This window comes from Corynebacterium sp. NML130628 (genome assembly GCF_001875665.1).
Classification (GTDB): Bacteria; Actinomycetota; Actinomycetes; order Mycobacteriales; family Mycobacteriaceae; genus Corynebacterium.
The window spans coordinates 37,919-63,866 of record NZ_MLAL01000028.1 but is presented as its reverse complement, the minus strand read 5'-3'; the positions used below and the strand labels follow the sequence as shown (position 1 = coordinate 63,866).

Sequence of the window (25,948 nt, the reverse complement as noted above, 5' to 3'; positions counted from 1 at the left end):
TTTTGTGCTGGTGCGGTAGTATCTATTGCGATGAACCCGCACCACTTTTCAGCGCCACGCCGCTCGCGATCTCTGCGAGTCGGCGTGGCGCTGTTTGCGTGCTGTGGTGTGGCCGCGCTTTCTGCATGCGTTGCGTCGCCAGGGCCACCACCGCTGGTCGACCCAAATGATACTGCCGCCCTTGAGATGTATGAGCAGGACACAACGACGGCTACGTCTGTGGAGCAGGAGGGGAAGACGCGGGTGCGCTCGCAGGTGGAAGTTGGCGTCGATTCGCTCCGCAACGGGCTGAACCCGCATCTGCTCGCTGACGAATCTGCGGTTGTTCGAAGCGTGGCAAACCTTGTGCTTCCTAGCGCGTTTCCTAACGGGGTCAGGAATTCCGCACTGTTGAATGGGGCGACGGTCGTCGCTGGGTCGCCACAGGCAATGACGGTGCGCTACATCATTCGCGATACAGCGCAGTGGTCTGATGGCACGCCGGTCACTGGTGCCGACTTCGTGTACCTGTGGCGCGGGATGCGCTCCACACCAGGGGTGCGGAACCCGGCTGGGTACCGTGCGATTGAGGCGGTACGCGTCAGTGGTGCGACAGGCAAGGTTGTTGATGTCGACTTTTCGGAGCCTGTCGCTGATTGGCGTGGGCTTTTTGATCACTTGCTGCCTGCGCACGTGTTCGCGGCGGACGGCTCAGACTTCGGGGAGGCGTTGCGTGAAACGATTCCTGTCTCGGCAGGCCGGTACATGGTGCGCGGAGTGGACCGTGGGCGCGGAACGATCACCCTGAATCGTAACGACCGTTTTTGGGCGGCGAACCCGGCTAAGATTGATATTTTGACGCTCCACGCCGTGCGCGGTACTACGCAGATTGCGGACCAGCTGCGCACGGGCCAACTCGTGTTTGTTGATCGTGCGCCGGGTGAGACCACGAGTCGCGTTCTCAACCTGGTGCCAAACGTGCAGTCAAGGACGTTGGATACGCCTCGGGTGCTTGGCGCTGTACTGTCGGCTACTTCCGGAATGACTCCTGAGGTACGCGCGGAGCTGCGCTCACTGATCGATGTTCCCCTGCTTGCGAGTATCGCGCTGGACCGTACATCTGACGTCGCAGTCGCGGAGCACGGCAGTGTGAGTACACAGGACCCTCAGGTTGTACACCAGCATGTTGCGTCACATGGTGCTATTCGCATTGGCGCGGATCTGGCGGATCCAGCTGCGATTGCGGCAGCGAGGTCGATGGCCGACATGCTGCAAGCACGCGGGGTGAGCGCGAGAGTGGTGGCGACAGATTTTGGCTCGCTGATCCGTTCGGGCTTGGAAGAGAACACCGTTGATGTCCTGGTGACGTGGCAGCACGACCCGGAGAACCTTTCCGATGCGGCGAGCCGCTTGGATTGCGTTGCGGGCGCCCCACGTGCGGGCAATCTTGCCGGTTTCTGCGAGCCACATTCTGTCGCGCTTGCGAAGGAAATCCTGGCAGGTTCGTACGGGCTGCCTCAGGCCACGCAGGCGGTGAACGAGGTGCTCGAACAGGAGGCGTTGTGGATGCCGATTGCGCGCGAGCGTCGTATTATCGCGCTCGGGGAAGGCATCATCGGGCCGGATGCAGATTTGAATAACTGGCAGGCAGGCTTATCGACGGCCGCTTCGTGGCGCCTGCAACCGAAACGAGACGAAGGAGATCGGAACAACTATGCACAACTCCCGTGATCTACAGGGCTACCGTGTTCTTGCGGTACACGCGCACCCCGACGACGAGTCCATCACTATGGCCGGGACGCTTTTCGACCTCGCACGACGCGGGGCAGACGTGCTTGTAGTGACGTGCACCTTAGGCGAGGAAGGCGAGGTGATTGGTGAGCCTTACCAGCTGTTGACCAATGACCATGGCGACCAGCTCGGTGGGTTCCGTATCGCGGAGCTGCACGGTGCACTGGAGGCGATCGGCGTCCGTGGTGAGTTCCTTGGAGGTGCTGGCTGTTTCCGCGATAGTGGGATGGCTGGCTCGGATGCAAGCAAAAACCCGCGTGCGTTCGTCAACAGCGGACGTCGCGCAGTTGATGCATTGCTCGAGGTGCTGCGCCGGGAGCGTCCGCACCTTGTACTGACTTACGGTCCTGACGGCGGGTATGGGCACCCGGACCATATTCGCGCGCACGAGATTGTGCACGAGGCTGCAGAGGAATTCGATATCCCGCGCATCCTGTGGGCAGTGCGAAGGAGAGCTGAAACCGATGCACTCCTGCCAGAGGTAGCTCCTGACGGATGGCGACTGCCCGAGCCCGGCGAACTCGATGGTGTGGACAACGTCGACGTCTCGGTACACCTGGGGGACGAAGCATACAGCGCCAAGATCGCAGCGATGGCTGCGCACGCAACACAGATCTGGGTTGCGGACGGCCGGGCGAGTGCGACGAACCCCCATTCGGTGTTGGGTAATGGCCCGGTGATGTACTACGCACTGTCGAACCTGATTGTGCAACCAATTCAGCCCTTCGAGCACTTCCAGCTCGGTGGAGGCGAAGAGGTCGTCGATAAGGCTGACGTGCTCAGTGGCCTTGAGCGATGACTGACACCCGCGACAAAGCCGATATCCCTCGCGGTGAGAAGACGGCGGGGGTGATCTGGCTTTCCGTCGGTGCGCTTATTTCACTTTTGTTGGAAGCTGTCAACTTGGACACACGAATCGGTGGGATTGTAGTGCCGTTGAGCGTCGTTATCGCGGCGCTGTTGAACAGCGTGCTGACGAAGACCGCGGCGCTGTGGTCGGACCTTGTACTGGTCAGGCTTTTGCCGCTTGCCGTTTGGGTGGCAGGCTTCTTCGTCCTGCTGAGTGTATTCCCGGCCAGGGGAGCGATGGTGCTCCCGCAGAGCCCGCTGACGCTTTTGCTGCTTTTTGCAGGCTTGGGTGGGGGCGTTTGGCCCCTTTTCGGTCGAAAGTGACATACTGTAACGCATGACTTATGTGATTGCTCAACCTTGCGTGGACGTAATGGACCGCAGCTGCGTCGAAGAATGCCCAGTCGACTGCATCTATGAGGGCAAGCGCATGCTCTACATTCACCCAGACGAGTGCGTCGACTGCGGTGCATGTGAGCCAGCTTGCCCGGTAGAAGCCATCTTCTATGAGGATGACACTCCAGAAGAATGGGCAGAGTACTACGACGCCAACGTCGGATTTTTTGACGAGCTCGGCTCGCCAGGCGGGGCGACCAAGCTTGGGCCGCAGGACTTCGACCACCCGTTTGTGGAGGCGCTTCCACCGCAGAACCAGGACGGTTAATACTGCATGAGCATGCACGATCGCGCCAGCTTGGGGGAGCAACTGCCGGAGTTTCCTTGGGATACCATCCTTGACGTCAAGCAGAAGGCAGCCAGGCACCCCGGCGGGCTTATCGACCTTTCTGTCGGGACACCGGTAGACCCTGTAGATCCTTCTATCCAGCTTGCGCTGGCCGAGCATGCAGCACTACCCGGGTACCCGCCGACGCAGGGATCAACGGAGCTGCGCGAGGCGATCGCGGAATCCCTGAAACGGAGATACAGCATTGAAGGGCTGCACGCTGATGCGGTGCTGCCCGTCATCGGTACCAAGGAGGCCGTTGCATGGCTTCCAACGATGCTCAATCTACGCGGGGGCACCGTGGTGATCCCAGAGATCGCGTACCCAACCTACGAGGTTGCCGCGGTACTCGCGGACTGCGAGGTCGTGCGCTCGGATGCTCCGGTCGATGGTGCGTCCCTGGTCTTTTTGAACTCCCCAAGCAACCCGACCGGACGCGTGCTCTCAGTGGAAGAGATGCGTGTTTGGGTCGACTTTGCACGAGAAACCGGCGCGATCATCGTTTCCGATGAGTGCTACATGGGTCTGGCGTGGAACGAAGATCGTACACCGGTGTCCTTGCTTGACCCGGCAGTCAGCGGCGGTGATAACACCAATCTCTTGGTCATGCACTCCCTGTCGAAGACCTCCAACATGGCTTCATACAGAAGCGGCTTCATCGCAGGAGACGAAGCGCTTGTGCAAGAACTTCTGCTGCTGCGCAAGCACACCGGAATGATGATGCCAGGGCCGATCCAAGCAGCAACGCTGGCTGCACTCCGAGACGACCAGCACGAAACGCTCCAGCGACTGCGTTACGCCAATCGTCGCGTGACGCTGTTGCGTGCGCTGCTCGCTAACGGTTGCAGCGTCGATCATTCCGAGGCGGGGCTGTACCTCTGGACACGCCGGGATAGGGCAGACGCCCGCCAGACGCTCGACTGGTTCGCGCAGCGGGGCATCTTGGTCGCGCCGGGGGACTTTTACGGCCCAGGCGGCTCGCAGCATGTCCGAGTTGCCCTCACAGCTTCCGATGAGGCCATCGCTGAGGCCGCACAGCGACTCGCGGAGTAGCCACGGTGGATACCTCAACTGAGCGTCTTTCGACGCGTGTCTTTCGAAGCCTGCGTGAATTTCTCCGCTTCGGCATCGTGGGGGGATCCGGCGTCCTGGTCAACCTGCTGGTGTTCTACCTCACCAAGAAAGCTATCGACGTCGGCTTCGACCTTCACGAAGGCGACATCTTCTTTAACCTCTTCGGCACCCGCTTTAACATCCGGTGGTACCACGTGCTCGCAACCATGGCGTTCCTTGTGGCAAACACGTGGAACTACCAACTCAACAGAGCGTGGACGTTCCGCGGGCCTCAGAGGCGTTCGTGGATCCGGGGATTTTTCCCCTTCCTCGCCACGGGTGTGATGGCGTTTGTCGTTTCGCTGGTGTTCTTGACGCTGTTCATGAACCCAAACTCCCCAATTGGGCTGCCGGACCACATTTTCGACGACTCCACCGGCCTTCGTACGAAGTCCTACTGGTCGCAGGGCTTGGCGACGCTGATCGCGACGCCGGTGAACTACATCATCAATAAAATGTGGACGTTCTCGAAGCCGAAACAAGCTCCGAAAACGTCCGATTCGTCCTAGTCTCTGGCGCCTCTCTAGGCGCTTTCCTTCGGCCGACGCACCAGGAACGAAGCGCCGATAAGTACCGCCGAGACGATGAGGACTGCGATGATTTGGCCTCGGGTGGAGGCGTCGAAAAGCATCAGCACCGTGAGTCCCACAAGCGCAAGTAATGTCACCCACGGAACCCAGCTCGCACCGTGTACCTGCACTGCTGAGTTCTTGATCTGTGGGTGGAGACGGATGTAGCTCAGCGTGATCATCACCCATGTGACCATGAGGCAACCGCCGACGGCGTTCATGAGGAAATCGAGGAGCCCCGGTGGGTTCCACCACTGCAAGCCGACCGCAACGAAGGCGAAGAACATCGACACCAATACGGAGTTCATTGGGACGGCGTTCTTGTTCGTGGTGCGGAGCCAACGCGGCGCGTCGCCCTCGAGTGCCTGCTGGTAGGCGAGGCGGGATGTGCCGTAGATCTGGGCGTTGAACGCGGAAAGCAGTGCCAAGACGATGACGGCCTCCATGAAGCCCACAGCGCCTGGGATGTTTGCCATGCTGAGCACCTGCGTGAACGGTGAGTCCGCGGCCGAGTCAGCGCCGTCGATCTCTGCGTACGGGATCAACAAGATGATGACGATGATGCTTCCGATGTAGAACAGCGCGATACGCCAGATGATGGAGTTTACAGCGCGTTTGACAGCTTGCGCAGGGTTTTCCGATTCTGCTGCTGCGATGGTGACAACCTCGATACCGCCGAAGGCGAACGCCACGGCGAGCAGCCCAGCGGCGACACCGGCGAAGCCATTGGGCATGAAGCCAGAGTTGCGGATATTGTCCAGGCCCGCAAAATCATGGCCGGGGAGAATCCCGAGGAAGAGTGCAGCACCGATAACCAAGAAGAGAATGATCACGGCGACCTTGATCATGGCGAACCAGTACTCAAACTCGCCAAACCCCTTCACCTGGGCGAGGTTGATCACTGCGAAGAACACCACTGTGACGAGGGCTGGCACCCATTGTGGCACGTCAAACCAACCGGCCATGATTGCGGCGGCGCCGGTGATTTCAGCGCCACCGACCATGATGAGGAGGAACCAGTAGAGCCAGCCCAGCAGGAATCCTGCCCAGTGGCCGAATGCTTGGCGTCCGTAGGTTGCGAAGGAACCGGAAGAGGGGCGTGCTGCGGCCATCTCACCGAGCATGCGCATGACTGAGATAACAATCAGGCCTGCGATCGCGTACGCAAACAAGATAGCGGGGCCTGCGGCGCGAATGCCGACGCCGACACCAAGGAAGAGGCCGGCGCCTACGGCCATGCCGAGGCCCATGAGGGTCAGGTGGCGTGATTTGAGACCGGTGCCGAGCGTTGAGTCGCCGGTTTCAGTGTTGTGTTGTGTTGTCATCGAATGTTCCTCTCGGCGGCATCCTTAGCGCGCTGTTGAAAAGTTTCGGTCCGGGTCCAAAGGACACCAGCGATTGAAATGACTCCCACGACAACCGCTACTGCAAACATCTGAAAGCGGCCGTCAGGATTAGTCAGCATGAGTACTACGATGGTTCCCGCCAGAACAACTGTTGCCCACGGCAAGACGCCGGGCGCCCACATGCGCACGTGGGTGACCTCACCTTGTTTCACCAGCTGCGGGTGGATGCGCAAGAAGGAGAAGGTGATAGCGAACCACAACACGATCAGGCACCCGCCGACCGCGTTGAGCAGGAATGCGAGCAGTCCCGGTGGGTTCCAGTATTGCAGCGCGACAGCTACGAAGCCGAAGAATACGGAGAGGATTACGGCACGCATGGGGACGCCGCGGTGATCAGTGCGTGCGAAAGCCTCGGGGGCGTCGCCACGCAGGGCAAGGTTGTGAAGGAATCTTGAAGAGCCGTAGATCTGCGTGTTGCATGCTGAGAGCAATGCGATGACGATGACAGCCTCCATGATGCCTACCGCGCCCGGAATGTTGGCCAGGTGCAGCACTGCGGTGAACGGAGACTCAGATGCATCGTTAGCGCCACCGATGTCCTCATATGGCAGCAGCAAGACGATGAGCAGCACGGAGCCAATGTAGAAGATGCCGATTCGCCAGATGATGGAGCGGATCGCAGCGTGCACTGCGACTTCCGGGTCTTCAGATTCTGCAGCGGCGATAGTGACCAGCTCGATACCACCGAAGGCGAACGCAACTGCAAGCAGCGCCGTTGCGACGCCACCCCAGCCATTCGGCATAAACCCAAATTCGGCGATGTTGGTCGTTCCCACGAATGATGTGCCAGGCAGTAAGCCCAGCCACAGGGCCACACCGAGCGCGAGGAAGAGGCAAATCACGGTGACCTTGATCAGGGCGAACCAAAACTCGAACTCGCCGAGGTTGCGTACCGCAGCAAAGTTGATCGCCGTGAAAATGACAATGGCTGTCAGGGCTGGGATCCAGGGAGAAACCGCTAACCATGATGCAATGATGGCGGAGGCCCCGGTGATTTCGACCGCCATGATCATGATCATCATGAACCAGTACAGCCAGCCGATAGCAAAGCCAGCCCACGGGCCGAAGGCTTGCTCGGCGTAGGTGGAAAACGTTCCGGAGGACGGGCGGGCGGCAACCATTTCCGCTAGCATTTGCATGATGCAGACGGTGATTGCGCCGGCGATCATGTACGCAATAATGACAGCGGGGCCCGCTGCGGCGATGCCCACACCAGTGCCGAGAAAGAGCCCGGCACCAATCGCTGAGCCGAGGCCCATCATGGTCAGGTGCCGGGTTTTCAGCCCGCGCTGTAACGATGTCGATGCCCGGGTGGGGGCTACGACCGGTGAAGCTTTCAGTGACATGGCAATTACCTTAAACACTGATGTGGCTTCGTGCCTACCTATGTCGAATATATTGCACTGCGCCGCGTGAACTCAACGTGAAAGAATGTGGCGCTAGTTGCTCCGGGCGCGCAGCACTGGGGTGGTGCTTGAAGCCTCCTGGTGGATGCTGATATCACTCTGACCTGCAATCTCACTGGCCGGAATCAGCGTCTCATTTCTGGTGTCGTAGATAATTGTCGACGGCTCCAGCATCACGTTCACACCGATCTCACAGTTATCGCCGAGATCCACCCCGAGTACACCCGATGCGGGGTGAAGCACGCAGTTGCGCCCAACCCGGAGTGGTAACCGGTTATGGCCGGTGCCACGAGCGGCCATCAGCACTGCCGACAAGGCGACTTCGGTGCCTTCGCCAACTGTGACAGAGGAAGAGAGGCGTCCTTCAATTCGTGCCGAGCCAAGCGCGCCAGAGTTGTGCGAGACGTAGCCTTCTCGGAGCACGGAGGTTCCCGGAGCCAGGTAGGCACCAAGGCGGACTCGTTCCGCTTCCGAGATTGACACGCCCGTTGGTACGACGTAGTCGACCATGCGTGGCAAGCGCTCGATGCCGTAGACGTGGATATTGCCCCTGCTGCGCAGGCGCGTGCGTACAAACTCGAAGTTATCCGCCAAACACGGCCCCTTGTTTGTCCACACCACCGGTTCGAGGTGCTCGAGGCAGTTTTCCATATTGACCTCCATAGGGCGCACGAGACGGTGAGAGAGTAGATGGAGGCGCAGGTAGACGTCATGAGCGTCTAGTGGGGGTTGGGAGAGGTCTGCGATTGTGGTGCGCACTGGCACATGCTCGACAAGTCTGTCGGAGTCCATGCCGACCAGGCTCAAAAACGCGTCGCCGAGTTCGTGCGCGCTCACTCGTTGGGAGCCGGAGGTGACGCCGGAGGGGTCGTCGATAATTGAAGGTGAGGGGTACCAGGTGTCGAGTACCGTACCGTCCAGGGAAATATTGGCAATACCTGTGGCCTGCGCTCCTTGTAACATGCTTGTCATCTTAAACGCACAGGTGCGATGAGCCGGATTCGGTCGAGATGTAGGGGGAGGCGTTGGCCTCCTACGAGAGTTTTTGGCAGAGTCGAACCCAACGTGCACTGAGGAAGGAAGGAACCATGGCACCCCACAAGTCCCCACGTCCGGATAAAGGCCGAAAGCTCCGCGGACCAATCATGCTGCGCAGCGAAGACGCCGAACAGCCGACGACGCACGACCGGCGCCTCCTGGAATCGTTGGGATACAGCGATCACGACTGGAAGCATGCAGATCCGTGGCGCGTGATGCGGATCCAGTCCGAGTTTGTAGCGGGTTTTGATGCGCTGAGTGACCTGCCGAAAGCCGTGACCGTATTTGGCTCTGCACGCCTCAATGAGGGGACCGAGGAATATGCGCTGTCGTGTGAGGTAGGCAGAGCGCTGGTCGAGGCGGGATACGCTGTGATTACCGGCGGTGGTCCAGGTTTGATGGAAGGTCCGAACCGAGGCGCCCACGATGCAGACGGGATCTCGGTAGGGCTCGGCATTGAACTGCCGTTTGAGCAAAACCTCAACGATTGGGTCGACCTTGGTCTGAACTTCCGATACTTCTTTGCCCGCAAGACGATGTTCTTGAAGTACTCGCAGGCGTTCATCGCACTGCCAGGTGGGTACGGAACGATGGACGAGCTGTTTGAAACGCTTGTGATGGTGCAGACGCAAAAGGTGACGAACTTCCCGATAGTCCTGATGGGCACCGAATTCTGGTCCGGGCTGATCGCCTGGATCGAGCAGCAGCTGCTTGGTCGCGGCTTGATCTCGCCGGGCGACGAATCTCTGTTTTACGTCACCGACTCCGTCGACGACGCCATCGCACACATCGTGCACGCGCACAAGGTGATGACGGACGCTCGACTGCGAGACTCCGACAACGAGGACGCCTAAAACATGCACTGCCGCATTGCAGAGGTGATGGCCATCATCAACCGGACGCCCGATTCGTTCTACGACAAAGGCGCAACGTTTGTGATCGAGCAGGCGCTTGACCGCGCGGATATCGTGATTGCACAGGGCGCATCGATCGTCGACGTTGGCGGGGTGAAAGCGGGCCCCGGTGATGAGGTCGATCCTGCAGAAGAGATCGAGCGGGTGGTGCCAGTGATTCAAGGAATTCGCCAGCGTCACCCGTCCGTGCGTATCAGTGTGGATACCTGGCGTGCCGATGTCGCTGAGACTGCAATCGGTGCAGGTGCCGACCTCATCAACGACACCTGGGCAGGCTACGACCCCGAGCTTGTCGAGGTCGCAGGGGCGCACCGTGTAGGATACGTTTGCTCTCACACTGGTGGCGCAGTGCCCCGGACCCGCCCCCACCGTGTGCATTACGACGACGTCGTCGCTGATGTCATCCGTGAAACCACTGCCTTAGCCGAACGAGCAGTTGCCTGCGGAGTGCCAGAGGAACTCGTGATGATCGACCCGACCCACGACTTCGGTAAAAACACGTTTCACGGCCTCGAGCTGCTGCGCCGAGTCGATGAGCTCGTCGCCACAGGATGGCCAGTTCTTATGGCCCTGAGCAACAAGGACTTCGTTGGTGAAACGCTCGACCGCGCAGTCGGGGAGCGCGTCGCAGGGACACTCGCTGCCACTGCTTGGGCCGCCGCACGAGGCGTCGCAGCGTTTCGCGTCCATGAAGTCGCGGAGACTCTCGACGTCATTCGGATCACCGCCGCTATTCAAGGCAACATGGCGCCAATCAATACCGTGCGAGGGCTTGCCTAGTGCGCGTCAGTGTTGTCATTCCGGCACTCAACGAAGCCGCAACCGTCGGGCAGGTCGTGCAACGCTGCCTTGCATCCAACGTAGTCCGAGACGGCGGCGAGGTCCTCGTCATCGATTCAGATTCAGCTGATGGCACCGCGGCGGTTGCAGGACGTGCGGGGGCCAGGGTGGTCAACTGGCGCGAGGTGAGCCCGCTCGAGCCACAAGAAGGCAAAGGTGAGGCCTTGTGGAGAGGCGTGAAGGCAGCGCGCGGTGCGCACGTTGTATTTGTCGACGCTGACGTCACCTCCCTGCAACCGTGGTGGATTGACGCCCTTGCGGAGCCTCTCCAGACACCGGAGATACATCTCGTGAAAGCCCGCTACGTCCGCGCGTTACACGGAAACCCGTTGGGCGGAGGGCGTGTCACCGAGCTCACCGCCAAACCGCTGCTGCGCAGGTTCTTTCCGGAGCTGAGTGATATCGATCAGCCACTGTCTGGCGAATACGCGATTCGTCGGGACACAGCGTTACAACTGCCGTTTGTCGCTGGCTACGGCGTTGAGTCTGGCCTGCTTATCGACGCATATGTCACGTACGGCCGCAAAGCCATAGTGGAGGTGGACCTCGGAAGCCGAGTGCACCGCAACCGCCCGCTGGTGGAGTTGGGGCCAATGGCAGAGGTGGTGGCGTCGACAATTGTTGATCGAGCGTTGGCGCTCGGCCGCGCTGACTTAGGGCTGAATACAGCTCAACGACCGCCCTGGTGCGAAATTCCGCGCGCTGAACGCTAGTATGATGACATGCTTTCTTGGATCATCCTGATTATCGCCACCGCCGTCTTTTGCGTGCTCGGATTTTTGCTCTTTGCGCAGCTTTTTGGGCGTGGTGAACAGCTACCCCCGATCATGGAGACCGAGGACGTGAAATCCGCAAACCGTCTCGCCGTTGAAGAGGGCAATATTGGCGATGTGCACCTTGAAGTAGTGCATCGGGGCTACCGGATGGACCAGGTCGATGACCTGCTCACAGCTCTCGGGGAGAAGTACGGGTTTGCGCCCGCTATCAGTCAGCTAACCGAAAACAGCGTAGTATTGGATACAAACGTTTTAACTGAAGGAGAAGCGACAGATGGCAGCAATGAAGCCGCGCACCGGTAATGGACCAATGGAAGCCGCTGAGGAAAGCCGGAAGATCGTCATGAGGATTCCGTCCGACGGTGGCGGCCGTCTGGTTATCGAGATGAGCAAGGAAGAAGCCGCTGAACTCGGTAATCTTCTGATCGAGGCCGTAGGGTAAGAATTTTCTAAAATTAAGGTAATATACCCAGCATGCTCAAAGACATAATTGATGTGCTGGCAGATCCCGTAGACCTTACTCCTCTTCGTGGTGAGGAGGAGTTTTCACGCCTCGTTTCTGAGAGTGGCCACTCCTACGATGTGGCGAAGCAGGGCTACGTCACGTTGGCGAGTGGAAAAGGTCTGCAACATGTCGGTGACTCGTTGGAGATGGTGCTCTCCCGCGAGTCATTTTTGTCGCAAGGGCACTTCGCCCCCTTCGTTGAAGCGATGACTGAGCACGTAGAACATGTGCTTGATCTCAGTGCACCAGAGGAAGAACACCCGGTGATCCTTGAGGTCGGGGCGGGGACCGGATACTACCTTTCACACACGCTTGACTCCGTGCTGGGCGCCCGCGGTGTCGGGCTTGATATCTCTGTTCCAGCAGCGAAGTACTTGGCGAAAGCACACCCGCGCATTGGCTCGATCGTGGCCGACGTGTGGCAGCAGCTGCCTATTGCCACGGGAAGCGTTCACGCGATTACGGTAGTGTTCGCCCCACGCAACCCTGAAGAGTTCGCCCGAGTACTAGCCGACGACGGGCAGGTCGTCGCGCTCATCGCGGACCAGGGCCACCTCGACGAACTGCGCGAGCCTCTCGGTATCTTGGGCGTGGAACCGGGCAAGCTGGACCGCCTGGTTGAGCAGGCGGAAGGCCATCTGGAGCTCGCCGAGGAACCTAAAGAACTTGTCTTCCCGATGCGTCTGGACCGCGAATCGATCGCGGCACAGGTAGGCATGAGCCCGTCAGCACGCCATATCGAACGTGGTGAATTGGCGCGTCGCCTTGACGCCTTGCCAGATCACATGACCGTGACTGCCCACGCGCAGCTCGTGCGTCTGCGCAAGGCGTCCAAGTAGGGAGCCGCTACCGGCTCCGGCGCCACTCGTTCAAAATGGTGGCGCCATTATTCCCACGCGACCGGATTCCTATGGAGCCGCCTTCGGGCCAGATGCGCGAGGACATGACAACTGCGCCACCGTCAGCGTAGACCTCGAGGGTTGAACCGTCCACGATAACCGTGATGGTGTCCTCTTCGTCTTCGCTGATCTCCGCTTCGGCTACCTGGCCGTCGAAACGATCGATGGTGATTTTGGTGCCGACGTGAGTGACGCGAGCTGCGACCTCGCCATTGCCGTCGATGACTTCCGCGACGACACTGCCCCCAGTAGGGATCTCGCTCAGCGCAGTCCATAGGTGCGCGCCACGGGTGGTGCTCACTGCTTCGGGAAGCCCAGGCGCTGGCACCTGGTAGAGGTGGCCGTCCTGGAGCGTGACATAGCGCGGGAGGGTGAGCGTATTTGCCCAGCCTTCAGCCTCCCAGTTCGCTTCCTTTGTCGGGGAGCCCTGTCGGCCAGAAGGAGTCATAAAGCCATAAAGGTACGTGCCCTGGTATCGCTGCGAAGGGTCCATTGCCACCGGGAGATAGTTGGTGTTGCGGGGACGAGTAAAATCATGGCCGAAATCGAGCGCCTGCGCAGGCGTGGTGACTCGGAACGTGTTGCCCTCTAAAGTGCCGATGATGTAGGCAGAGCGGTCCTTGCCGTCTCTTTCTAGGGTAAAGAAGAAGACATCGTAGATCTTGGAGTCCACTTCGTCACGCAGCCTGCAAATTCGCGGCGCGACCAGTGTCTCGTCAAGATCGATGCCGGGATCGCCATCAAATGTGAGCGGTCCTTCGAAGCGCCACTCGATGCCGTCGACTGAACGTAGCACTACCGGTTTCGGGGTATCAACGTCCCCAGTTACAGCAAGCATGAGCCAACCGTCGTGCTCCTCGCGTTCGTCGTCTTTCCAGTCAGGAACGACACAAGGGGAGCGGAAGTTGTTGTACTCCAGTGTGTCCTCAACGATATCTCCAAGCCGCTGCACACCAGGAGCGAGGTTTGGGTCTTCGAGGAGTTCGTCGCACAGTCCTTCGAGCTCGGGTGCATGGGCCAGTTGAATGGTGTTGCCAGCAGCAGTTGCCGAGGTGAAGTACAGGTAGATGCCCTGTGGCGCACCAACTACAGCACCCGCTCGAACAGCTGATTCGCCGCCGGCCGGGACAACGGCGTCGTTACATTCGACCCAGTTGAACGGATCACCTTCACTGACGTTGTGCCCCCAACGGCTCGGAGAGTCGGGTGTTGGGCGGTACTGGTAGAACATATGCCAGCTGTTTTCGCCTCCGCGTCCATCGAAAATGACACCGGCTGGCCCCTCGAGGATGCCACTATCTGCGGTGACGTGAAGTTCTGGTCGGAAAGTACTCATCGTTACGTGGTGTTCACCCCTGCATTAATTCGTGAGCTGTTCGTAGATCTTGACCGTGTCCTGCGCGATCGTCTCCCAGGAGAAGTCATTGCGTGCACGCGTAAGACCAGCGTGCCCGAGCCTGCGGGACAGGTCCTTATCACCGGCGACGCGGTTCACTGCCTCGGCGAGGCTGCGTTCGAAGGCTTCCGGCTGCGTCTTGTCGTAGTCCACCAACACGCCAGTTTCGCCATCCACAACAACCTCGGGAATTCCGCCGACGCGGGATGCCACGACAGCGGTCTCGCACGCCATCGCTTCTAGGTTCACAATGCCCAGTGGCTCATAGATAGAGGGACACACAAAGACGTCGGCTGCGGAGTAGACTTCACGGATTTTCTCTGCAGGAAGCATGTCCTGCACCCAGAACACTCCATCACGTTCAGACTGCAACTTTTCGACGAGCCCCTTCGTCTCCGCAGCAATCTCCGGGGTATCGGGTGCACCTGCGCACAAAACGAGCTGGACATCCTCATCGAAGTGCGACGCGGCCTTCAGGAGGTGGGCGACGCCCTTCTGACGTGTGATGCGCCCAACGAACGCGACGATGGGCTTGGAAGGAACGACGCCGAGGTCGGTAAGGACTGCGCCCTCGGTCGGGTACCACTTTGCTGGGTCGATGCCGTTGAGCACGACGTGGATCTTGTCTGCCGAGATGCTTGGGTAGGCGCGGAGGATCGCTTCCTTCATGCCTGCAGAAACCGCAATTACTGCATCGGCGTTCTCGAACGCGTTCTTCTCGCTCCACGACGAAACGTTATAGCCCCCACCGAGCTGCTCACGCTTCCACGGCCGGTCAGGTTCCAAAGAGTGGGCTGTAACAACGTGCGGGACGTCGTAGAGGAGGCCGGTGAGATGGCCACCGAGACCGGCGTACCAGGTATGGGAGTGGGCGACGTCAACATTGTTGGCAGCGTGAGCGATCCGAAGGCCCGTCGATAAGGTCTTGATGGCGCCATTTGCATCTGCAAGGGCAGGGTCAACCCCATGGACGTAAACATCCTTCATATCGCGGGGAGTGCCCATGCAGTGAACGTCGACGTCAACGATCTCTCGCATAAAGCGGGTGAGCTCTGTGACGTGCACTCCGGCTCCACCGTAAATCTCAGGTGGATACTCTTTGGTCATCATTCCGACTCTCATACCGCCCGAGCATAGTGACGAATTGTCATCGGTGCAGGGAAGCGAAGACCAAAATGTAGCGCTGCCCACTTTAGGAGGGAAAACCCTGCAAGATCACGAATTTTTCAATAGGCTCGAAGTCGTGAGAAGTCAGCCTAGAGTACTTGCAATTGTCCTTGCCGGAGGCGAAGGGAAGCGCTTGTTCCCGTTGACCGCCGACCGCGCCAAACCTGCTGTCCCGTTTGGAGGCAACTATCGATTAATTGATTTTGTTCTGTCGAACCTGGTCAACGCTGGGTACATGCGAATCGCGGTGTTGACGCAGTACAAGTCGCATTCGCTGGACCGCCATGTGGCGACCGCCTGGAATGTATCCGGCCCGACTCCGCAGTACATCGCATCGGTGCCGGCACAGCAGCGTCGTGGCAAGCGTTGGTATAACGGCTCTGCAGACGCAATTGTGCAGTCTCTCAATCTTATCTACGACGATAAGCCTGACTACGTGCTGGTATTTGGTGCCGACCACGTGTACCGGATGGACCCCTCACAGATGGTGGAAGACCACATCAAATCCGGCAAGGCCGCAACGGTGGCAGGCATTCGCGTGCCGCGTGCCGAGGCAACAGCGTTTGGTTGTATCCAGGCGGAAGAGGACGGCACGATTACCGAGTTCTTGGAAAAGCCAGCGGACCCACCAGGTACCCCAGACGATCCGGATATGACCTTTGCGTCGATGGGCAACTACGTGTTCTCCACCGAGCCGCTGATTCAAGCGCTGCTCGAGGATGAGAAGAACGAGGACTCCGATCACGATATGGGCGGCGACATCATCCCGTACTTCGTGAGCAAGGGCGAAGCAAACGTATACGACTTCTCCCAGAACGAGGTGCCTGGTGCGACGAAACGAGACAAGGGCTACTGGCGCGATGTCGGTACCATTGATTCTTTCTACGAGGCACACATGGACCTCATTTCTTCGTACCCAGTGTTCAACCTGTACAACTCGGCATGGCCGATTCACTCCACCGAAGACGGTAACCTTCCGCCAGCGAAGTTCGTCATGGGTGGCATTGCACAGGAGTCGATGGTGGCGTCTGGATCGATTATCTCCGGCGCGACGGTGCGAAACTCCGTGCTCTCCACTGACGTGCGTGTTGAAGAAGGCGCGACGGTTGAAGGCTCCGTACTGATGCCGGGTGTTCGTATCGGTAAGGGGGCGGTGGTCCGCCACTGCATCCTCGATAAGAACGTCTACGTCGCTGACGGCGAAATCATCGGCGTCGACTTCGAGAAGGATCGCAAGCGCTATACCGTTTCGGACAATGGCGTAGTGGTCGTCGGTAAGAACCAAGTGGTGCAAGAATAGCTGCGCCACAGACGAGGCCCGCCCGAAATCCAGAGAAGAATCGGGCGGGCCTTGCTTGTGCTTGTGTGTACGTTGCTCTAGAGCTTGGTAACGATGGTCAGGCCACCATCGAGGGGAAGGCGAGCCACGAGTGCGCCGTGGTCGGCGGCGAGGCTGCTCACGTACCGGTCAGCTTCACGGGCGGCCTCGGTCTCACGGTCCCGGCGGGTGGCATCGCTGACGGTGCCGTCCAACAGGGAGTCGGCAAGAATGAGCGTTCCGCCCTCGCTCAGGAGAGGCCACGCGGCATCGATGACCGCCGTGAACTCGATGGGTGCAACATCGGCGTAGACGAGATGGTATGCACCGTTTGCCAACCGGCCCATTACTTCAAGTGGTCGCGCCGTCAAGAAGCGCGTGCGGGACGGCGGGTACTCGGCGACACGGAATGCTTCTTTCGCTCCTGTTTGTAGCGTTACTTCGGGCTCAATGCAGGTAAGGGAAGCACGCTCCGGCAGGCCACGCAGCACGTGCAAGCCGACCACCCCGGCAGCCGGAGTGATCGCAACAGCCCCCTGGGATTGACCGTTCGGACAAGCGGCAGCAAGCGTAGACAGCAGCGTGCCGACTATGACAGACGGCGCACGCACACCGTTTTCCTGTGCTTCGACGCTGGCGTGTTTCAATGCCTCGCGGAACGCAGCAGGAAACTGTTGCTGCTCGTCATCAGTGAAAGACTGATGGATGTAATTCGTCAACTGATCAAAAGCGGTCGCACTCACAGCCAACATCATAACCGGAACTACGCTCACAGCGTGTGCGCTACGCGCATGCAGTAACCTTTACGAGTTTTCGTTGGAGAATGCGAAATCAATCTGCCACAATATGAGATATGCAACCCGATGACGCCGTCGCCCAACATGATTCTGCCGCGCTGGAAGACCTCCGCGGGACGGCCGCATTCGACGCCGGGGTAGGGGCGATGCCCTCGTGGGAGGAACTCGTCGCAGAACACGCCGACAGTGTATACCGCCTGGCATACCGGCTTTCCGGTAACCAGCACGACGCAGAAGACCTCACACAAGAGACATTCATTCGTGTATTTCGGAACTTGAAGAGTTACCAACCGGGTGCGTTTGGTGGATGGCTGCATAGAATTACGACGAACCTCTTCCTCGATATGGTGCGCCATCGTGCGAAGATCCGGATGGAAGCGCTCCCGGAAGACTACGAGCGTGTTCCAGGAACAGACATGACGCCCGAGCAGGCGTACAACGTCGCGCACCTTGATCCCGCGCTGCAGCACGCACTCGACGAGTTGAGCCCTGATTTTCGTGTCGCGGTGGTTCTCTGCGATGTTGTCGGAATGACATATGAGGAAATCGCTGAAACGCTTGGCGTCAAGATGGGCACAGTTCGTTCCCGTATTCACCGTGGACGTACCCAATTGCGTGAATCGCTCGAGGAGCAGGCCCGGCACGACGTCGCCACGGAAGAGCTAATTCGACTACGCTAGGGCGCGAGATAGTGGCCGACCATTGATGCGAAAGGAGCGTTATCGTGCGAGCGTTTTGTTCCACTGAGCATTTGAACCCCGAAGCGATCGCAGCTTTCGCAGACGGTGAGCTCTCACGCGCTGCAGCCCGTCGCGCCATGAAACACATGGTGGAATGCCCGGAATGCTTCCAGGACGTCCTTGCGCAGCGACGGGCCTCCGCACGTGTGAAAGCCTGCAATAACGACGACCTGCGAGCACCCGACTCTTTAGTGGCCAAGCTCAGCGGACTGTGCCACGAGATGCAATCTGCCGAGGCGTGCGATGAAGAACGACACCACAAGGAGCGGTCCCCACTTGTCGCTGCTGTTGATGCCACGCTCCGAGCGCTGCGACACCGAGAGTAGGATGTGATCCGTGTTTTCCAGTATTGGCTGGGGTGAAATCTTTTTCATCCTGATCATTGGCCTCATCGTGATTGGACCGGAGCGACTCCCCAGCGTTATTGAAGATGTTCGGGCCGCTATTTACGCCGCCCGCAAAGCAATTAATAACGCGAAGCGTGAGCTCAATGGGGAACTCGAAGAGTTTGAGGAGCTGCGCAAACCGCTTGATACCGTGTCGCAGTACGCATCCATGGGGCCGAAGCGCGCGATGGCGAAACTATTCTTCGAGGACGACGAGGAGTTCTTGGAAAGCTTCGACCCTCGCAAGATGATGGAAGACGACGAACCCCCGACTCAACAGCCACCGCGGCCGTCTTCGAAGAAAGGGCCGGAGGATGGTGGCCAGCCCAGTGGTGGGTTTTCCTGGGCTGACGTTACCTAGTTTGGTGCTACACCTCGTTAGTTCTCGGAGTGCTTGACACCAAGATTGAGGGACTTGCCGGCAAGAGAATCGCGGCGAATCTTCAACTTAGCAACGATCTCCTGGAGAGCAGTTGCGGCAGGAGAATCCGGGTCAGCGGTGACGACTGGTGTTCCTGCGTCGCCGTTTTCACGCAGTTTCGGATCCAGCGGGATAGAACCGAGCAGCGGCACATCGCTGTCTGTGAGCGCAGTGAGGCGCTCGGCAACCTGCTGGCCACCGCCTTCACCGAAAATATTCATGACGGATCCATCCGGCATGGCCATCCCAGCCATGTTTTCAATCACGCCGGCGATGCGCTGCTCTGTCTGCTGCGAAATTGTGCCGGCGCGTTCAGCGACCTCGGCTGCGGCAGCTTGCGGTGTGGTGATGATGAGCAATTCGGCATTCGGGATGAGCTGCGCCACCGTGATCGCGACGTCACCTGTCCCCGGTGGCAGATCGAGGAAGAGCACGTCGAGATCGCCCCAGTAAACGTCGGACAAGAACTGTTGAATAGCGCGGGTCAGCATCGGGCCACGCCATACGACAGGGGCGTTGCCCTCCACGAACTGGCCGACGGAGATGTGCCGCACGCCGTGTGCGATCGGCGGCATGATCATGTCCTCCACGACGGTCGGACCCATTTCAGAGGAGCCGAGGAGACCTGGTACGGAATGCCCATAGATGTCGGCGTCGACAATTCCGACGCTGAGGCCCTGCGCAGCCATCGCGGTAGCCAGGTTAACTGTCATCGAGGATTTGCCGACGCCACCCTTGCCCGAGGCCACCGCGAACACACGGGTACGCGACGACGGGTCGGCGAACGGAATGTCTGGGCTGGGCTGTTGGGCCCGCAGCTTCGATGCCATTTCGCGACGCTGCTCCGCGCTCATGGTGTGTAGCGTGACCGTCACATTTTCTACGCCGTCAATTTCCTCAACGACAGCACGGACGTTGTTTTCGATAGTGTCGCGCATTGGGCAACCGGCGATGGTGAGATAAATACCGACGGCGACGTTGGGGCCGTCGATACGTACGGACTCGACCATGCCGAGCTCGGTGATGGGCTTGCCAATCTCGGGATCATCGACGCGGGCGAGCGCATCGCGGACTTGTGCTTCTGAAATGAGTTCTACGTTAGCCATAACGGGCTTCAGTATAGTCAGAGAAGCTGGATGATCATACGAGCAGAGGAGTGACGAGACATGGCCCAGGTCAACAACAGACTGGTAGCACGAGAAGTACCAACGGGGTGGCCAGTGGGAAGCTTCACGACCTACCAAGAGGCGCAAGAGGCAGTTGACACACTGTCAGACAAAGAGTTCCCGGTAGAAAAGCTTACGATCGTCGGCGTGGACTTAATGCAGGTTGAAAGCATCACTGGCAGGCTCACCTGGGGCAAGGTTCTCGGGGGAGGTGCCCTGTCTGGCCTGTGGATGGGTACGTTTATCGGCATCATATTCTCCCTGTTCGCAGAAGAAGGCGGCTGGGGTATCTTCGTCTCTTGCGTAGCAATGGGCGGTGTGTTCGGCGCAATCTTCGCGGCCATTGCCTACGCCTTTACGGGAGGAAAGCGCGACTTCGCTTCTGCGACTAGCATCGTTGCGCGCCGCTACGATGTCTTGTGCGCGCCCGACTCGGCACGGCGGGCCAGAGATATGATCGCCGCGATGCGCCCCAAAGCGGTGCGGTGCGACCAACGGGTACTGAGAACGACGACGCAACCAACGGTAGCGCAACCAACGGCGACGCTCCGCGCTAAACTAGCTCTGTTTCCTGGGCTCAATCGAGCGCACTACGAAGAAGGTGTTTATGGTATCCCTGCGTCCTAGCCGCACGCTGATCGCAGCAGTGTTGGCAACGAGCCTTGTAGGCGGATTGACTGGTTGCGCCGATGATTCAGATTCACCAATAAAGTTTGTCAACGGTGAATCGCGTGGCAGCATCGTCAAGATTGGGATTGATACCTCAGAGCCTGAACAAGTAGTGCTGGGGGAGATCTACTACGAAATCATCAAGGCAATGGGGCACTCGGCTGGAGTTGTTCCGTTGAATGATGTGTATTCCCGAAATGCGGCTGAACTGCTGCAAGAAGAGGACGTTGATCTGGTGGTGGCCTGCTCAGGCGTCCTGTTGCAGTCTCTAGATTCGCGCGGGGCGAAGGCGCTCGACAGCGACATTGCGCACGATCGTCTCGATGGCGAAGACCCATCAGAAGTGACGTTTGATCGGCTCGCTGGAGCGCTACCCGGCAACATTCAAACCGTAGACCCCTCACCAGCACAGGGATGTGCATCGCAGGTGGAGCTCGAACACCTTCCCAATAGCGTCATTCCGCTCTTCTACAAGTCCAAGTTCACTCGCAAAGAAGTCAGGCGTATCAACGCGATGACGCGTGTGCTCAGCACTGTCCAGCTGGAAGAGATGAGCGAAGAAGTGGCACAAGGTAAGCAGCCACGTTTCGTAACTGCGGACTGGCTACGTGAGTACGCAAGCATCAACGTTGAGAACCCAGACGCGAACGGTGGGGAAGCAGAGCCGACGGCCACCCCCTAGCCCCTAGCCAACCTCAGATGGAGCCAGCCCCGCCTGTGTAACAAAGCGAAGTGCCCCAACCGCGGTGAACGGTTGGGGCACTGTTGTGAGTAACGCTAACTACTGAGCGAACGCCGCATCCAGCAGAGCCTTCTCCTCTTCCTGATGCACCTTCGCCACACCGGTCGCAGTGGTGGACTGCGCACGGCGAGAGACGCGGACCATCTCAGGCATTTCAGGGATCAGCGTGCGCAGGTGCTCGTTGTAGAACGGCCATGCGCCCTGGTTTGCTGGCTCGTCCTGAACCCAGCGGATCTCCTTCACGTTCGGGTAATTCTCGAACGCGTCCCGGATACGGTTGAACGGGATTGGGTGCAGCATCTCGATACGGATGATGGCGACGTCGTCGCGCTTATCCTTCTTACGACGCTTCTCCAGCTCGTAGTAAATCTTGCCGGAGCACAGCAGGATCGTGGTGACCTTGTCATGATCCGCGCCGTCAACCTTGACGTTGCCGCGCTGAACGAATGCCGGGTCGTCGATAACTGACTGGAACTTGTCCACCTCGATGAAGTCCGCAGGCTGCGAGACCGCGGCCTTGTTGCGCAGCATCGACTTCGGAGTGAAGACAACGAGCGGACGTTTCATCTCGCCGAGTGCCTGACGGCGCAGCAGGTGGAAGTGGTTCGCAGGCGTGGTCGGCTGAGCAATCGTCATCGAGCCTTCAGCAACAAGCTGGAGGAAGCGCTCGATGCGAGCAGAGGAGTGGTCTGGGCCCTGGCCTTCGTAGCCGTGAGGGAGCAGGGCAATCATGCTGGAAAGCTCGCCCCACTTGGTCTCACTCGAGGACAGGTACTCGTCGATGATGGTCTGGGCACCGTTCGCGAAGTCGCCGAACTGCGCCTCCCATGCGACGACTGCGTCCTTGTTACCAAGGGTGTAGCCGTACTCGAAGCCCATACCTGCGTACTCGGTCAGTGCGGAGTTGAACACCTCGAAGCGGCCACCATTGCCCTGCGCATCCGCGTTCGCGTCGAGCGGGTTGTACGGAGTTCCGTTGTTCGGATCGTAGAGCACCGCGTGGCGCTGCGTGAACGTACCGCGCTGCGAGTCCTCACCAGCGAGGCGGACAAACTTGCCCTGCTCTGCAAGGGAACCGAAAGCAAGCAGCTCGCCCCAGCCCCAGTCAATGTTGCCGTCGTCGAAGGAACCGCCTCGCTTCTTGATCACGTTGTTGAGGCGCTTATTCGGCTCAAACGACTCAGGCAGTTTGCCGTACGCATCCGCGAGGCGCTTGAACGTTTCCTCGCTGATCGAGGTATCCAGGCCGCGGGTGAGCTCCTGCGAGTGCGTGATACCCGTCTGGTCGCTTGGCTTGCCCTCCGCAGATTTGACGTCAGAGAAGACGGCATCGAGCTGGTCATGGAAGTCTTGCGCAGCGATCTTGGCTTCTTCGTCCGTGATGTCGCCACGGCCGATGAGGTCCTTGGTGTAGCGGGTACGCACCGAGTCGTGGGAGTGAATGCGGTCATACATCACCGGCTGCGTCACGGTTGGGTCGTCAGCCTCATTGTGGCCACGCAGGCGGTAGCAGATGAGGTCGATGAAGACGTCCTTGCCGAATGCGCGTCGGTATTCGGTCGCCAGCTGAGCAACCCACGCAGCTGCCTCAGGATCGTCGCCGTTGACGTGGAACACCGGGCAGTTGAAGCCCTTTGCCAGATCGGTGGCGTAGTAGGAAGAACGGCCCGAGTCTGGCGTAGTGGTGAAGCCAATCTGGTTGTTGACCACGATATGGATGGTGCCACCGACGGAGTAGCCCGGCAGACGGGACAGGTTCAGTGTCTCCTGCACAATGCCGAGGCCAGCAAAAGCGGCGTCGCCGTGCAGCATGATTGGAACCACAGGGTTGTCGTCACGGACACCGTTTTCACGCAGGGTGTCGGCCTTCGCGCGGGCGATACCGACGAGCACCGGGTCAACAGCCTCGAGGTGCGATGGATTGGCTGCCAGCGACACCTTGATCTCGCCGTCGCCGAACATCTGGATGTGCTTACCTTCGAAGCCGAGGTGGTACTTCACGTCACCGGAGCCACCCTGCTGCGCTGACTGCATATTGCCTTCGAACTCGTTGAAGATGGTGGCAACAGGCTTGCCAACGATATTGAACAGCACGTTCAGGCGGCCACGGTGCGGCATACCGATGACAGCTTCGTCGAGCCCCTGGCCCGCGGCAGTATCGATTACTGCGTCCATCAGCGGGATGAGGGTTTCTGCGCCCTCGAGGGAGAAACGCTTCTGGCCGAGGTACTTCGTCTGCAGGAAGTTTTCAAACGCCTCGGCGGCGTTGAGCTTCTGCAGGATGTACTTCTGCTCAGGGTTTGTGGGCTTCGGCATGCCAGTTTCGATGCGCTCGAGGAGCCACTCGCGCTCGTCGCGGTCGAGAATATGGGTGTATTCGGCACCAACATGCAAGGTGTATGCGGCGCGTAGGCGGCTGAGTACCTCACGCAGCGTCATGGTTTCCTTGCCGCCGAATCCGCCAACGTGGAAGGTGCGGTCGAGGTCCCACAGCGTGAGGCCATGGGTTTCCATCAGTAGGTCGCGGGAATCTGGCTGCTGCAGGCCAGGCTGGCGCCAGCGAAGCGGGTTCGTGTCAGCAATGAGGTGTCCACGCGAGCGGTATGCCTCGATGAGCTGCATGACGCGAGTGTCCTTGTTGACGCCGGAGTTTGGCAGATCCTTCGCCCAACGCATTGGGTGGAACGGGATCTCGAGGGACTCAAAGATAGAGTCCCAGAATTTGTCATCGACGAGCAGCTGCGAAATGTCGCGGAGGAACTCGCCGGACTCTGCACCCTGGATAACACGGTGATCGTACGTCGAAGTGAGCGTCACAAGCTTGCCGACGCCCAGCTCTGCCAAACGATCCTCGCTGGCACCGGCGAACTCCGCCGGGTAATCCATCGCACCAACGCCGACGATGGTGCCTTGCCCCTTGGTCAGGCGCGGAATCGAGTGGCGGGTACCAATGCCGCCTGGGTTGGTCAGCTGGATAGTTACACCGGAGAAGTCATCCATCGTGAGCTTGCCGTCGCGAGCGCGACGAACAATATCTTCGTAGCTTGCGACGAACTCGGCGAAAGACTTATTCTCGCACTCCTTAATCGCTGCCACAACCAGTGAGCGGGACCCGTCTTTCTGGGGCAGGTCAATCGCTAGACCAAGGTTAATGTGCTCGGGTTGCACCGCGAAGGACTTCTTGCCGTCCTCCTTGTAGCTCTTGTTCATGTCCGGGTGCAGCTTGGTGGACTGAATAATGGCATAGCCGAGGATGTGGGTAAACGAAACCTTGCCACCGCGAGTGCGCTGGAGGTGTTCATTAATCAGCGTGCGGTTTTCAAACATGAGCTTGACCGGCATGTCACGCACTGTGGTGGCAGTCGGAACCTCAAGCGATTCGTTCATGTTCTTCGCGATAGCGCGGAATGCACCCTTGAGCTGTTCCTCGCCAGGGGTAACCTTCACGCTGTCAAGTTTGTCTAATGGGGAAGCGGTCGGCTTCTTCGCGCGTTTCGGTGCTGCCTTTTCTGCTGCACGGTCGACCTGGGTTGTGCGGCCGTCCTGGGTAGGAGCGCTCGTCGAGCTGGCAACGGTCGATGCAGTCTTCGAGGAACGCTTTGGCGCAGAGGTGTTTGCTGCCGCCGACGGGGTGCCCTTCTTCTCGAAAAGATCACGCCACTCCGGATCAACGGAGTTGGGATCCTGTTTGTACTGCTGGAACATCTCCTCAACCAGCCAGTCGTTCTGGCCGAACGTATCTTCGCTGCTCACGGCAGGTGCTCGCCTCTCTTCTTGGGTTGTATGTAACTTTTCATCGACTTTAATTGTCTGGGATTAGGTAGTGCTACCTTTACTCCCGAAAAGCCCTCGTACGTGTGAGATCTACCCCCTTTAGCGGTTGATAAGTCACAAATGGGCATATCTTCCGTTTTGAGTGAGAAGGGTCTCATGAGAACCGTCATCAATGATACGTCCTCAATCGCGAACAAGTACTTGAAAGGTATTCGGTGTTGGAAGAGGCGGGCTGCTCGTCTCACTGTCGGGGGCGGGTGAGACTGTTGCGGCGCTGCGAATGAGGCATAGGCCTAGGGGTGGTCCAGCGTGGGGCGCGAAGTGGGCGTCGAGAAGCATTCGTGGTGGCAGTTGTCGGGAAGTGTCCGCTTGGGGTCGCCTTGGCAGCCTCGTTACGGCGACAGAACGACCGACGATTGTGCCGACCGATTTTCGTACCTGGGGTCAGTGAGAGCGGGGAGTTGGAGATGTAGCTCTCCAACTAAAGCAGAGGTGCTACCGGGGGTAGGCAAAGGTTGGAAGCGTGTTGCCTCCCACCACGGTTATGGGGGAGGCGAGACGAA

Annotated in this window: 26 protein-coding genes; 18 read left to right on the top strand and 8 right to left on the bottom strand. The window is 59.2% G+C overall.

Annotated elements, in window-relative coordinates; genetic code table 11:
• Nucleotides 1-30: 30 nt before the first annotated feature.
• Genes BJP07_RS07790 through BJP07_RS07765 form a run of 6 tightly spaced genes read left to right on the top strand, consistent with a single transcriptional unit; the run spans nucleotide 31 to nucleotide 4,965 of the window.
• The gene (locus tag BJP07_RS07790; RefSeq protein ID WP_071566923.1) at nucleotides 31-1,710 is read left to right on the top strand and encodes an ABC transporter family substrate-binding protein; all 1,680 of its coding nucleotides are present in this window, start codon (nucleotides 31-33) and stop codon (nucleotides 1,708-1,710) included.
• Nucleotides 1,694-2,569 carry an N-acetyl-1-D-myo-inositol-2-amino-2-deoxy-alpha-D-glucopyranoside deacetylase gene (gene mshB, locus BJP07_RS07785; protein WP_071566922.1) on the top strand — a complete coding sequence of 292 codons (876 nt, stop codon included), beginning with the start codon at nucleotides 1,694-1,696 and terminating at the stop codon, nucleotides 2,567-2,569. Before BJP07_RS07790 ends, mshB begins: the two co-directional genes overlap by 17 nt.
• Entirely contained in the window at nucleotides 2,566-2,943 is a 378-nt protein-coding gene (locus tag BJP07_RS07780; RefSeq protein ID WP_071566921.1) for a hypothetical protein, read from the top strand. The genes mshB and BJP07_RS07780 overlap by 4 nt, the downstream gene beginning before the upstream one ends.
• A 13-nt stretch (nucleotides 2,944-2,956) precedes the next feature.
• On the top strand, nucleotides 2,957-3,283 hold the full coding sequence (fdxA, locus tag BJP07_RS07775; protein WP_070362691.1) for a ferredoxin: 327 nt from the start codon (nucleotides 2,957-2,959) through the stop codon (nucleotides 3,281-3,283).
• Between the two features lie 12 nt (nucleotides 3,284-3,295).
• Nucleotides 3,296-4,396, top strand: a complete 1,101-nt coding sequence (gene dapC, locus BJP07_RS07770; protein ID WP_071567030.1) for a succinyldiaminopimelate transaminase — start codon at nucleotides 3,296-3,298, stop codon at nucleotides 4,394-4,396.
• Nucleotides 4,397-4,401: 5 nt separating this feature from the next.
• Nucleotides 4,402-4,965 (top strand): GtrA family protein, encoded by a 564-nt coding sequence (locus tag BJP07_RS07765; protein WP_071566920.1) that lies wholly within the window; start codon nucleotides 4,402-4,404, stop codon nucleotides 4,963-4,965.
• Nucleotides 4,966-4,979: 14 nt separating this feature from the next.
• Here BJP07_RS07765 and BJP07_RS07760 read toward each other — a convergent pair whose 3' ends face one another.
• The 3 genes from BJP07_RS07760 to BJP07_RS07750 form a co-directional block, all read right to left on the bottom strand.
• Nucleotides 4,980-6,350, bottom strand: a complete 1,371-nt coding sequence (locus BJP07_RS07760) for an amino acid permease (RefSeq protein ID WP_071566919.1) — start codon at nucleotides 6,348-6,350, stop codon at nucleotides 4,980-4,982.
• A complete protein-coding gene (locus BJP07_RS07755; RefSeq protein WP_071566918.1) occupies nucleotides 6,347-7,777 on the bottom strand; it encodes an amino acid permease in 1,431 nt (476 codons plus the stop codon). Before BJP07_RS07755 ends, BJP07_RS07760 begins: the two co-directional genes overlap by 4 nt.
• A 93-nt stretch (nucleotides 7,778-7,870) precedes the next feature.
• Complete coding sequence (locus BJP07_RS07750) at nucleotides 7,871-8,809, bottom strand: succinyltransferase (protein ID WP_071566917.1); 939 nt, start codon at nucleotides 8,807-8,809, stop codon at nucleotides 7,871-7,873.
• 116 nt (nucleotides 8,810-8,925) lie between these two features.
• On the opposite strand from BJP07_RS07750, the gene BJP07_RS07745 reads away from it, so the two are divergent.
• Genes BJP07_RS07745 through BJP07_RS07720 form a run of 6 tightly spaced genes read left to right on the top strand, consistent with a single transcriptional unit; the run spans nucleotide 8,926 to nucleotide 12,749 of the window.
• Nucleotides 8,926-9,729 carry a TIGR00730 family Rossman fold protein gene (locus BJP07_RS07745; protein WP_071566916.1) on the top strand — a complete coding sequence of 268 codons (804 nt, stop codon included), beginning with the start codon at nucleotides 8,926-8,928 and terminating at the stop codon, nucleotides 9,727-9,729.
• A gap of 3 nt (nucleotides 9,730-9,732) precedes the next feature.
• Nucleotides 9,733-10,569 (top strand): dihydropteroate synthase, encoded by an 837-nt coding sequence (gene folP / locus BJP07_RS07740; protein WP_255365951.1) that lies wholly within the window; start codon nucleotides 9,733-9,735, stop codon nucleotides 10,567-10,569.
• Nucleotides 10,569-11,342 carry a glucosyl-3-phosphoglycerate synthase gene (locus BJP07_RS07735; protein ID WP_071566915.1) on the top strand — a complete coding sequence of 258 codons (774 nt, stop codon included), beginning with the start codon at nucleotides 10,569-10,571 and terminating at the stop codon, nucleotides 11,340-11,342. The genes folP and BJP07_RS07735 overlap by 1 nt, the downstream gene beginning before the upstream one ends.
• A 9-nt stretch (nucleotides 11,343-11,351) precedes the next feature.
• Nucleotides 11,352-11,708: a hypothetical protein gene (locus tag BJP07_RS07730; RefSeq protein ID WP_071566914.1), complete on the top strand. Its 357-nt coding sequence runs from the start codon at nucleotides 11,352-11,354 to the stop codon at nucleotides 11,706-11,708.
• Nucleotides 11,680-11,847 carry a DUF3117 domain-containing protein gene (locus BJP07_RS07725; RefSeq protein ID WP_071566913.1) on the top strand — a complete coding sequence of 56 codons (168 nt, stop codon included), beginning with the start codon at nucleotides 11,680-11,682 and terminating at the stop codon, nucleotides 11,845-11,847. Before BJP07_RS07730 ends, BJP07_RS07725 begins: the two co-directional genes overlap by 29 nt.
• A 32-nt stretch (nucleotides 11,848-11,879) precedes the next feature.
• Nucleotides 11,880-12,749 (top strand): methyltransferase domain-containing protein, encoded by an 870-nt coding sequence (locus BJP07_RS07720; protein WP_071566912.1) that lies wholly within the window; start codon nucleotides 11,880-11,882, stop codon nucleotides 12,747-12,749.
• A gap of 7 nt (nucleotides 12,750-12,756) precedes the next feature.
• Here the strand turns inward: BJP07_RS07720 and BJP07_RS07715 are convergent, their stop codons facing one another.
• Nucleotides 12,757-14,145, bottom strand: a complete 1,389-nt coding sequence (locus BJP07_RS07715; RefSeq protein ID WP_071566911.1) for a GH32 C-terminal domain-containing protein — start codon at nucleotides 14,143-14,145, stop codon at nucleotides 12,757-12,759.
• A 24-nt stretch (nucleotides 14,146-14,169) separates the two neighbouring features.
• Nucleotides 14,170-15,327 (bottom strand): glycogen synthase, encoded by a 1,158-nt coding sequence (gene glgA / locus BJP07_RS07710; protein ID WP_071566910.1) that lies wholly within the window; start codon nucleotides 15,325-15,327, stop codon nucleotides 14,170-14,172.
• 121 nt (nucleotides 15,328-15,448) lie between these two features.
• On the opposite strand from glgA, the gene glgC reads away from it, so the two are divergent.
• Entirely contained in the window at nucleotides 15,449-16,672 is a 1,224-nt protein-coding gene (glgC, locus tag BJP07_RS07705; RefSeq protein ID WP_071566909.1) for a glucose-1-phosphate adenylyltransferase, read from the top strand.
• Nucleotides 16,673-16,749: 77 nt separating this feature from the next.
• Here the strand turns inward: glgC and BJP07_RS07700 are convergent, their stop codons facing one another.
• Nucleotides 16,750-17,442, bottom strand: a complete 693-nt coding sequence (locus tag BJP07_RS07700; protein WP_255365958.1) for an O-methyltransferase — start codon at nucleotides 17,440-17,442, stop codon at nucleotides 16,750-16,752.
• 101 nt (nucleotides 17,443-17,543) lie between these two features.
• On the opposite strand from BJP07_RS07700, the gene sigE reads away from it, so the two are divergent.
• From sigE to tatB, 3 genes are read left to right on the top strand one after another with little or no spacing between them, the layout of a single operon-like run.
• Nucleotides 17,544-18,167 (top strand): RNA polymerase sigma factor SigE, encoded by a 624-nt coding sequence (gene sigE, locus BJP07_RS07695; RefSeq protein WP_071566908.1) that lies wholly within the window; start codon nucleotides 17,544-17,546, stop codon nucleotides 18,165-18,167.
• A 44-nt stretch (nucleotides 18,168-18,211) separates the two neighbouring features.
• The gene (locus BJP07_RS11070) at nucleotides 18,212-18,553 is read left to right on the top strand and encodes a zf-HC2 domain-containing protein (protein WP_071566907.1); all 342 of its coding nucleotides are present in this window, start codon (nucleotides 18,212-18,214) and stop codon (nucleotides 18,551-18,553) included.
• 10 nt (nucleotides 18,554-18,563) lie between these two features.
• Complete coding sequence (gene tatB, locus BJP07_RS07685; protein ID WP_071566906.1) at nucleotides 18,564-18,974, top strand: Sec-independent protein translocase protein TatB; 411 nt, start codon at nucleotides 18,564-18,566, stop codon at nucleotides 18,972-18,974.
• Nucleotides 18,975-18,991: 17 nt separating this feature from the next.
• Here the strand turns inward: tatB and BJP07_RS07680 are convergent, their stop codons facing one another.
• Nucleotides 18,992-20,140: an Mrp/NBP35 family ATP-binding protein gene (locus BJP07_RS07680; RefSeq protein WP_071566905.1), complete on the bottom strand. Its 1,149-nt coding sequence runs from the start codon at nucleotides 20,138-20,140 to the stop codon at nucleotides 18,992-18,994.
• 60 nt (nucleotides 20,141-20,200) lie between these two features.
• Here BJP07_RS07680 and BJP07_RS07675 point away from each other — a divergent pair, with 60 nt between their 5' ends.
• Together BJP07_RS07675 and BJP07_RS07670 are read left to right on the top strand one after the other, a co-directional pair.
• Nucleotides 20,201-20,827 (top strand): general stress protein, encoded by a 627-nt coding sequence (locus BJP07_RS07675; RefSeq protein ID WP_255365950.1) that lies wholly within the window; start codon nucleotides 20,201-20,203, stop codon nucleotides 20,825-20,827.
• Nucleotides 20,808-21,551: a hypothetical protein gene (locus tag BJP07_RS07670; protein WP_071566903.1), complete on the top strand. Its 744-nt coding sequence runs from the start codon at nucleotides 20,808-20,810 to the stop codon at nucleotides 21,549-21,551. Before BJP07_RS07675 ends, BJP07_RS07670 begins: the two co-directional genes overlap by 20 nt.
• Before the next feature lie 99 nt (nucleotides 21,552-21,650).
• On the opposite strand, the gene BJP07_RS07665 is transcribed toward BJP07_RS07670, so the two are convergent.
• Entirely contained in the window at nucleotides 21,651-25,364 is a 3,714-nt protein-coding gene (locus BJP07_RS07665; RefSeq protein WP_071566902.1) for a multifunctional oxoglutarate decarboxylase/oxoglutarate dehydrogenase thiamine pyrophosphate-binding subunit/dihydrolipoyllysine-residue succinyltransferase subunit, read from the bottom strand.
• Between the last annotated feature and the right edge of the window lie 584 nt (nucleotides 25,365-25,948).

Coding starts and splice junctions, on each gene's coding strand:
- BJP07_RS07745 (WP_071566916.1), top strand. CDS start 8,926: ATGGCACCCCACAAGTCCCCACGTCCGGATAAAGGCCGAAAGCTCCGC.
- dapC (WP_071567030.1), top strand. CDS start 3,296: ATGCACGATCGCGCCAGCTTGGGGGAGCAACTGCCGGAGTTTCCTTGG.
- BJP07_RS07755 (WP_071566918.1), bottom strand. CDS start 7,777: ATGTCACTGAAAGCTTCACCGGTCGTAGCCCCCACCCGGGCATCGACA.
- BJP07_RS07750 (WP_071566917.1), bottom strand. CDS start 8,809: ATGACAAGCATGTTACAAGGAGCGCAGGCCACAGGTATTGCCAATATT.
- sigE (WP_071566908.1), top strand. CDS start 17,544: ATGCAACCCGATGACGCCGTCGCCCAACATGATTCTGCCGCGCTGGAA.
- BJP07_RS07715 (WP_071566911.1), bottom strand. CDS start 14,145: ATGAGTACTTTCCGACCAGAACTTCACGTCACCGCAGATAGTGGCATC.
- BJP07_RS07700 (WP_255365958.1), bottom strand. CDS start 17,442: ATGTTGGCTGTGAGTGCGACCGCTTTTGATCAGTTGACGAATTACATC.
- BJP07_RS07725 (WP_071566913.1), top strand. CDS start 11,680: ATGGCAGCAATGAAGCCGCGCACCGGTAATGGACCAATGGAAGCCGCT.
- BJP07_RS07780 (WP_071566921.1), top strand. CDS start 2,566: ATGACTGACACCCGCGACAAAGCCGATATCCCTCGCGGTGAGAAGACG.
- BJP07_RS07675 (WP_255365950.1), top strand. CDS start 20,201: ATGGCCCAGGTCAACAACAGACTGGTAGCACGAGAAGTACCAACGGGG.
- BJP07_RS07720 (WP_071566912.1), top strand. CDS start 11,880: ATGCTCAAAGACATAATTGATGTGCTGGCAGATCCCGTAGACCTTACT.
- mshB (WP_071566922.1), top strand. CDS start 1,694: ATGCACAACTCCCGTGATCTACAGGGCTACCGTGTTCTTGCGGTACAC.
- BJP07_RS07730 (WP_071566914.1), top strand. CDS start 11,352: ATGCTTTCTTGGATCATCCTGATTATCGCCACCGCCGTCTTTTGCGTG.
- BJP07_RS07760 (WP_071566919.1), bottom strand. CDS start 6,350: ATGACAACACAACACAACACTGAAACCGGCGACTCAACGCTCGGCACC.
- BJP07_RS07680 (WP_071566905.1), bottom strand. CDS start 20,140: ATGGCTAACGTAGAACTCATTTCAGAAGCACAAGTCCGCGATGCGCTC.
- BJP07_RS07790 (WP_071566923.1), top strand. CDS start 31: ATGAACCCGCACCACTTTTCAGCGCCACGCCGCTCGCGATCTCTGCGA.
- fdxA (WP_070362691.1), top strand. CDS start 2,957: ATGACTTATGTGATTGCTCAACCTTGCGTGGACGTAATGGACCGCAGC.
- folP (WP_255365951.1), top strand. CDS start 9,733: ATGCACTGCCGCATTGCAGAGGTGATGGCCATCATCAACCGGACGCCC.
- BJP07_RS07670 (WP_071566903.1), top strand. CDS start 20,808: ATGGTATCCCTGCGTCCTAGCCGCACGCTGATCGCAGCAGTGTTGGCA.
- glgA (WP_071566910.1), bottom strand. CDS start 15,327: ATGAGAGTCGGAATGATGACCAAAGAGTATCCACCTGAGATTTACGGT.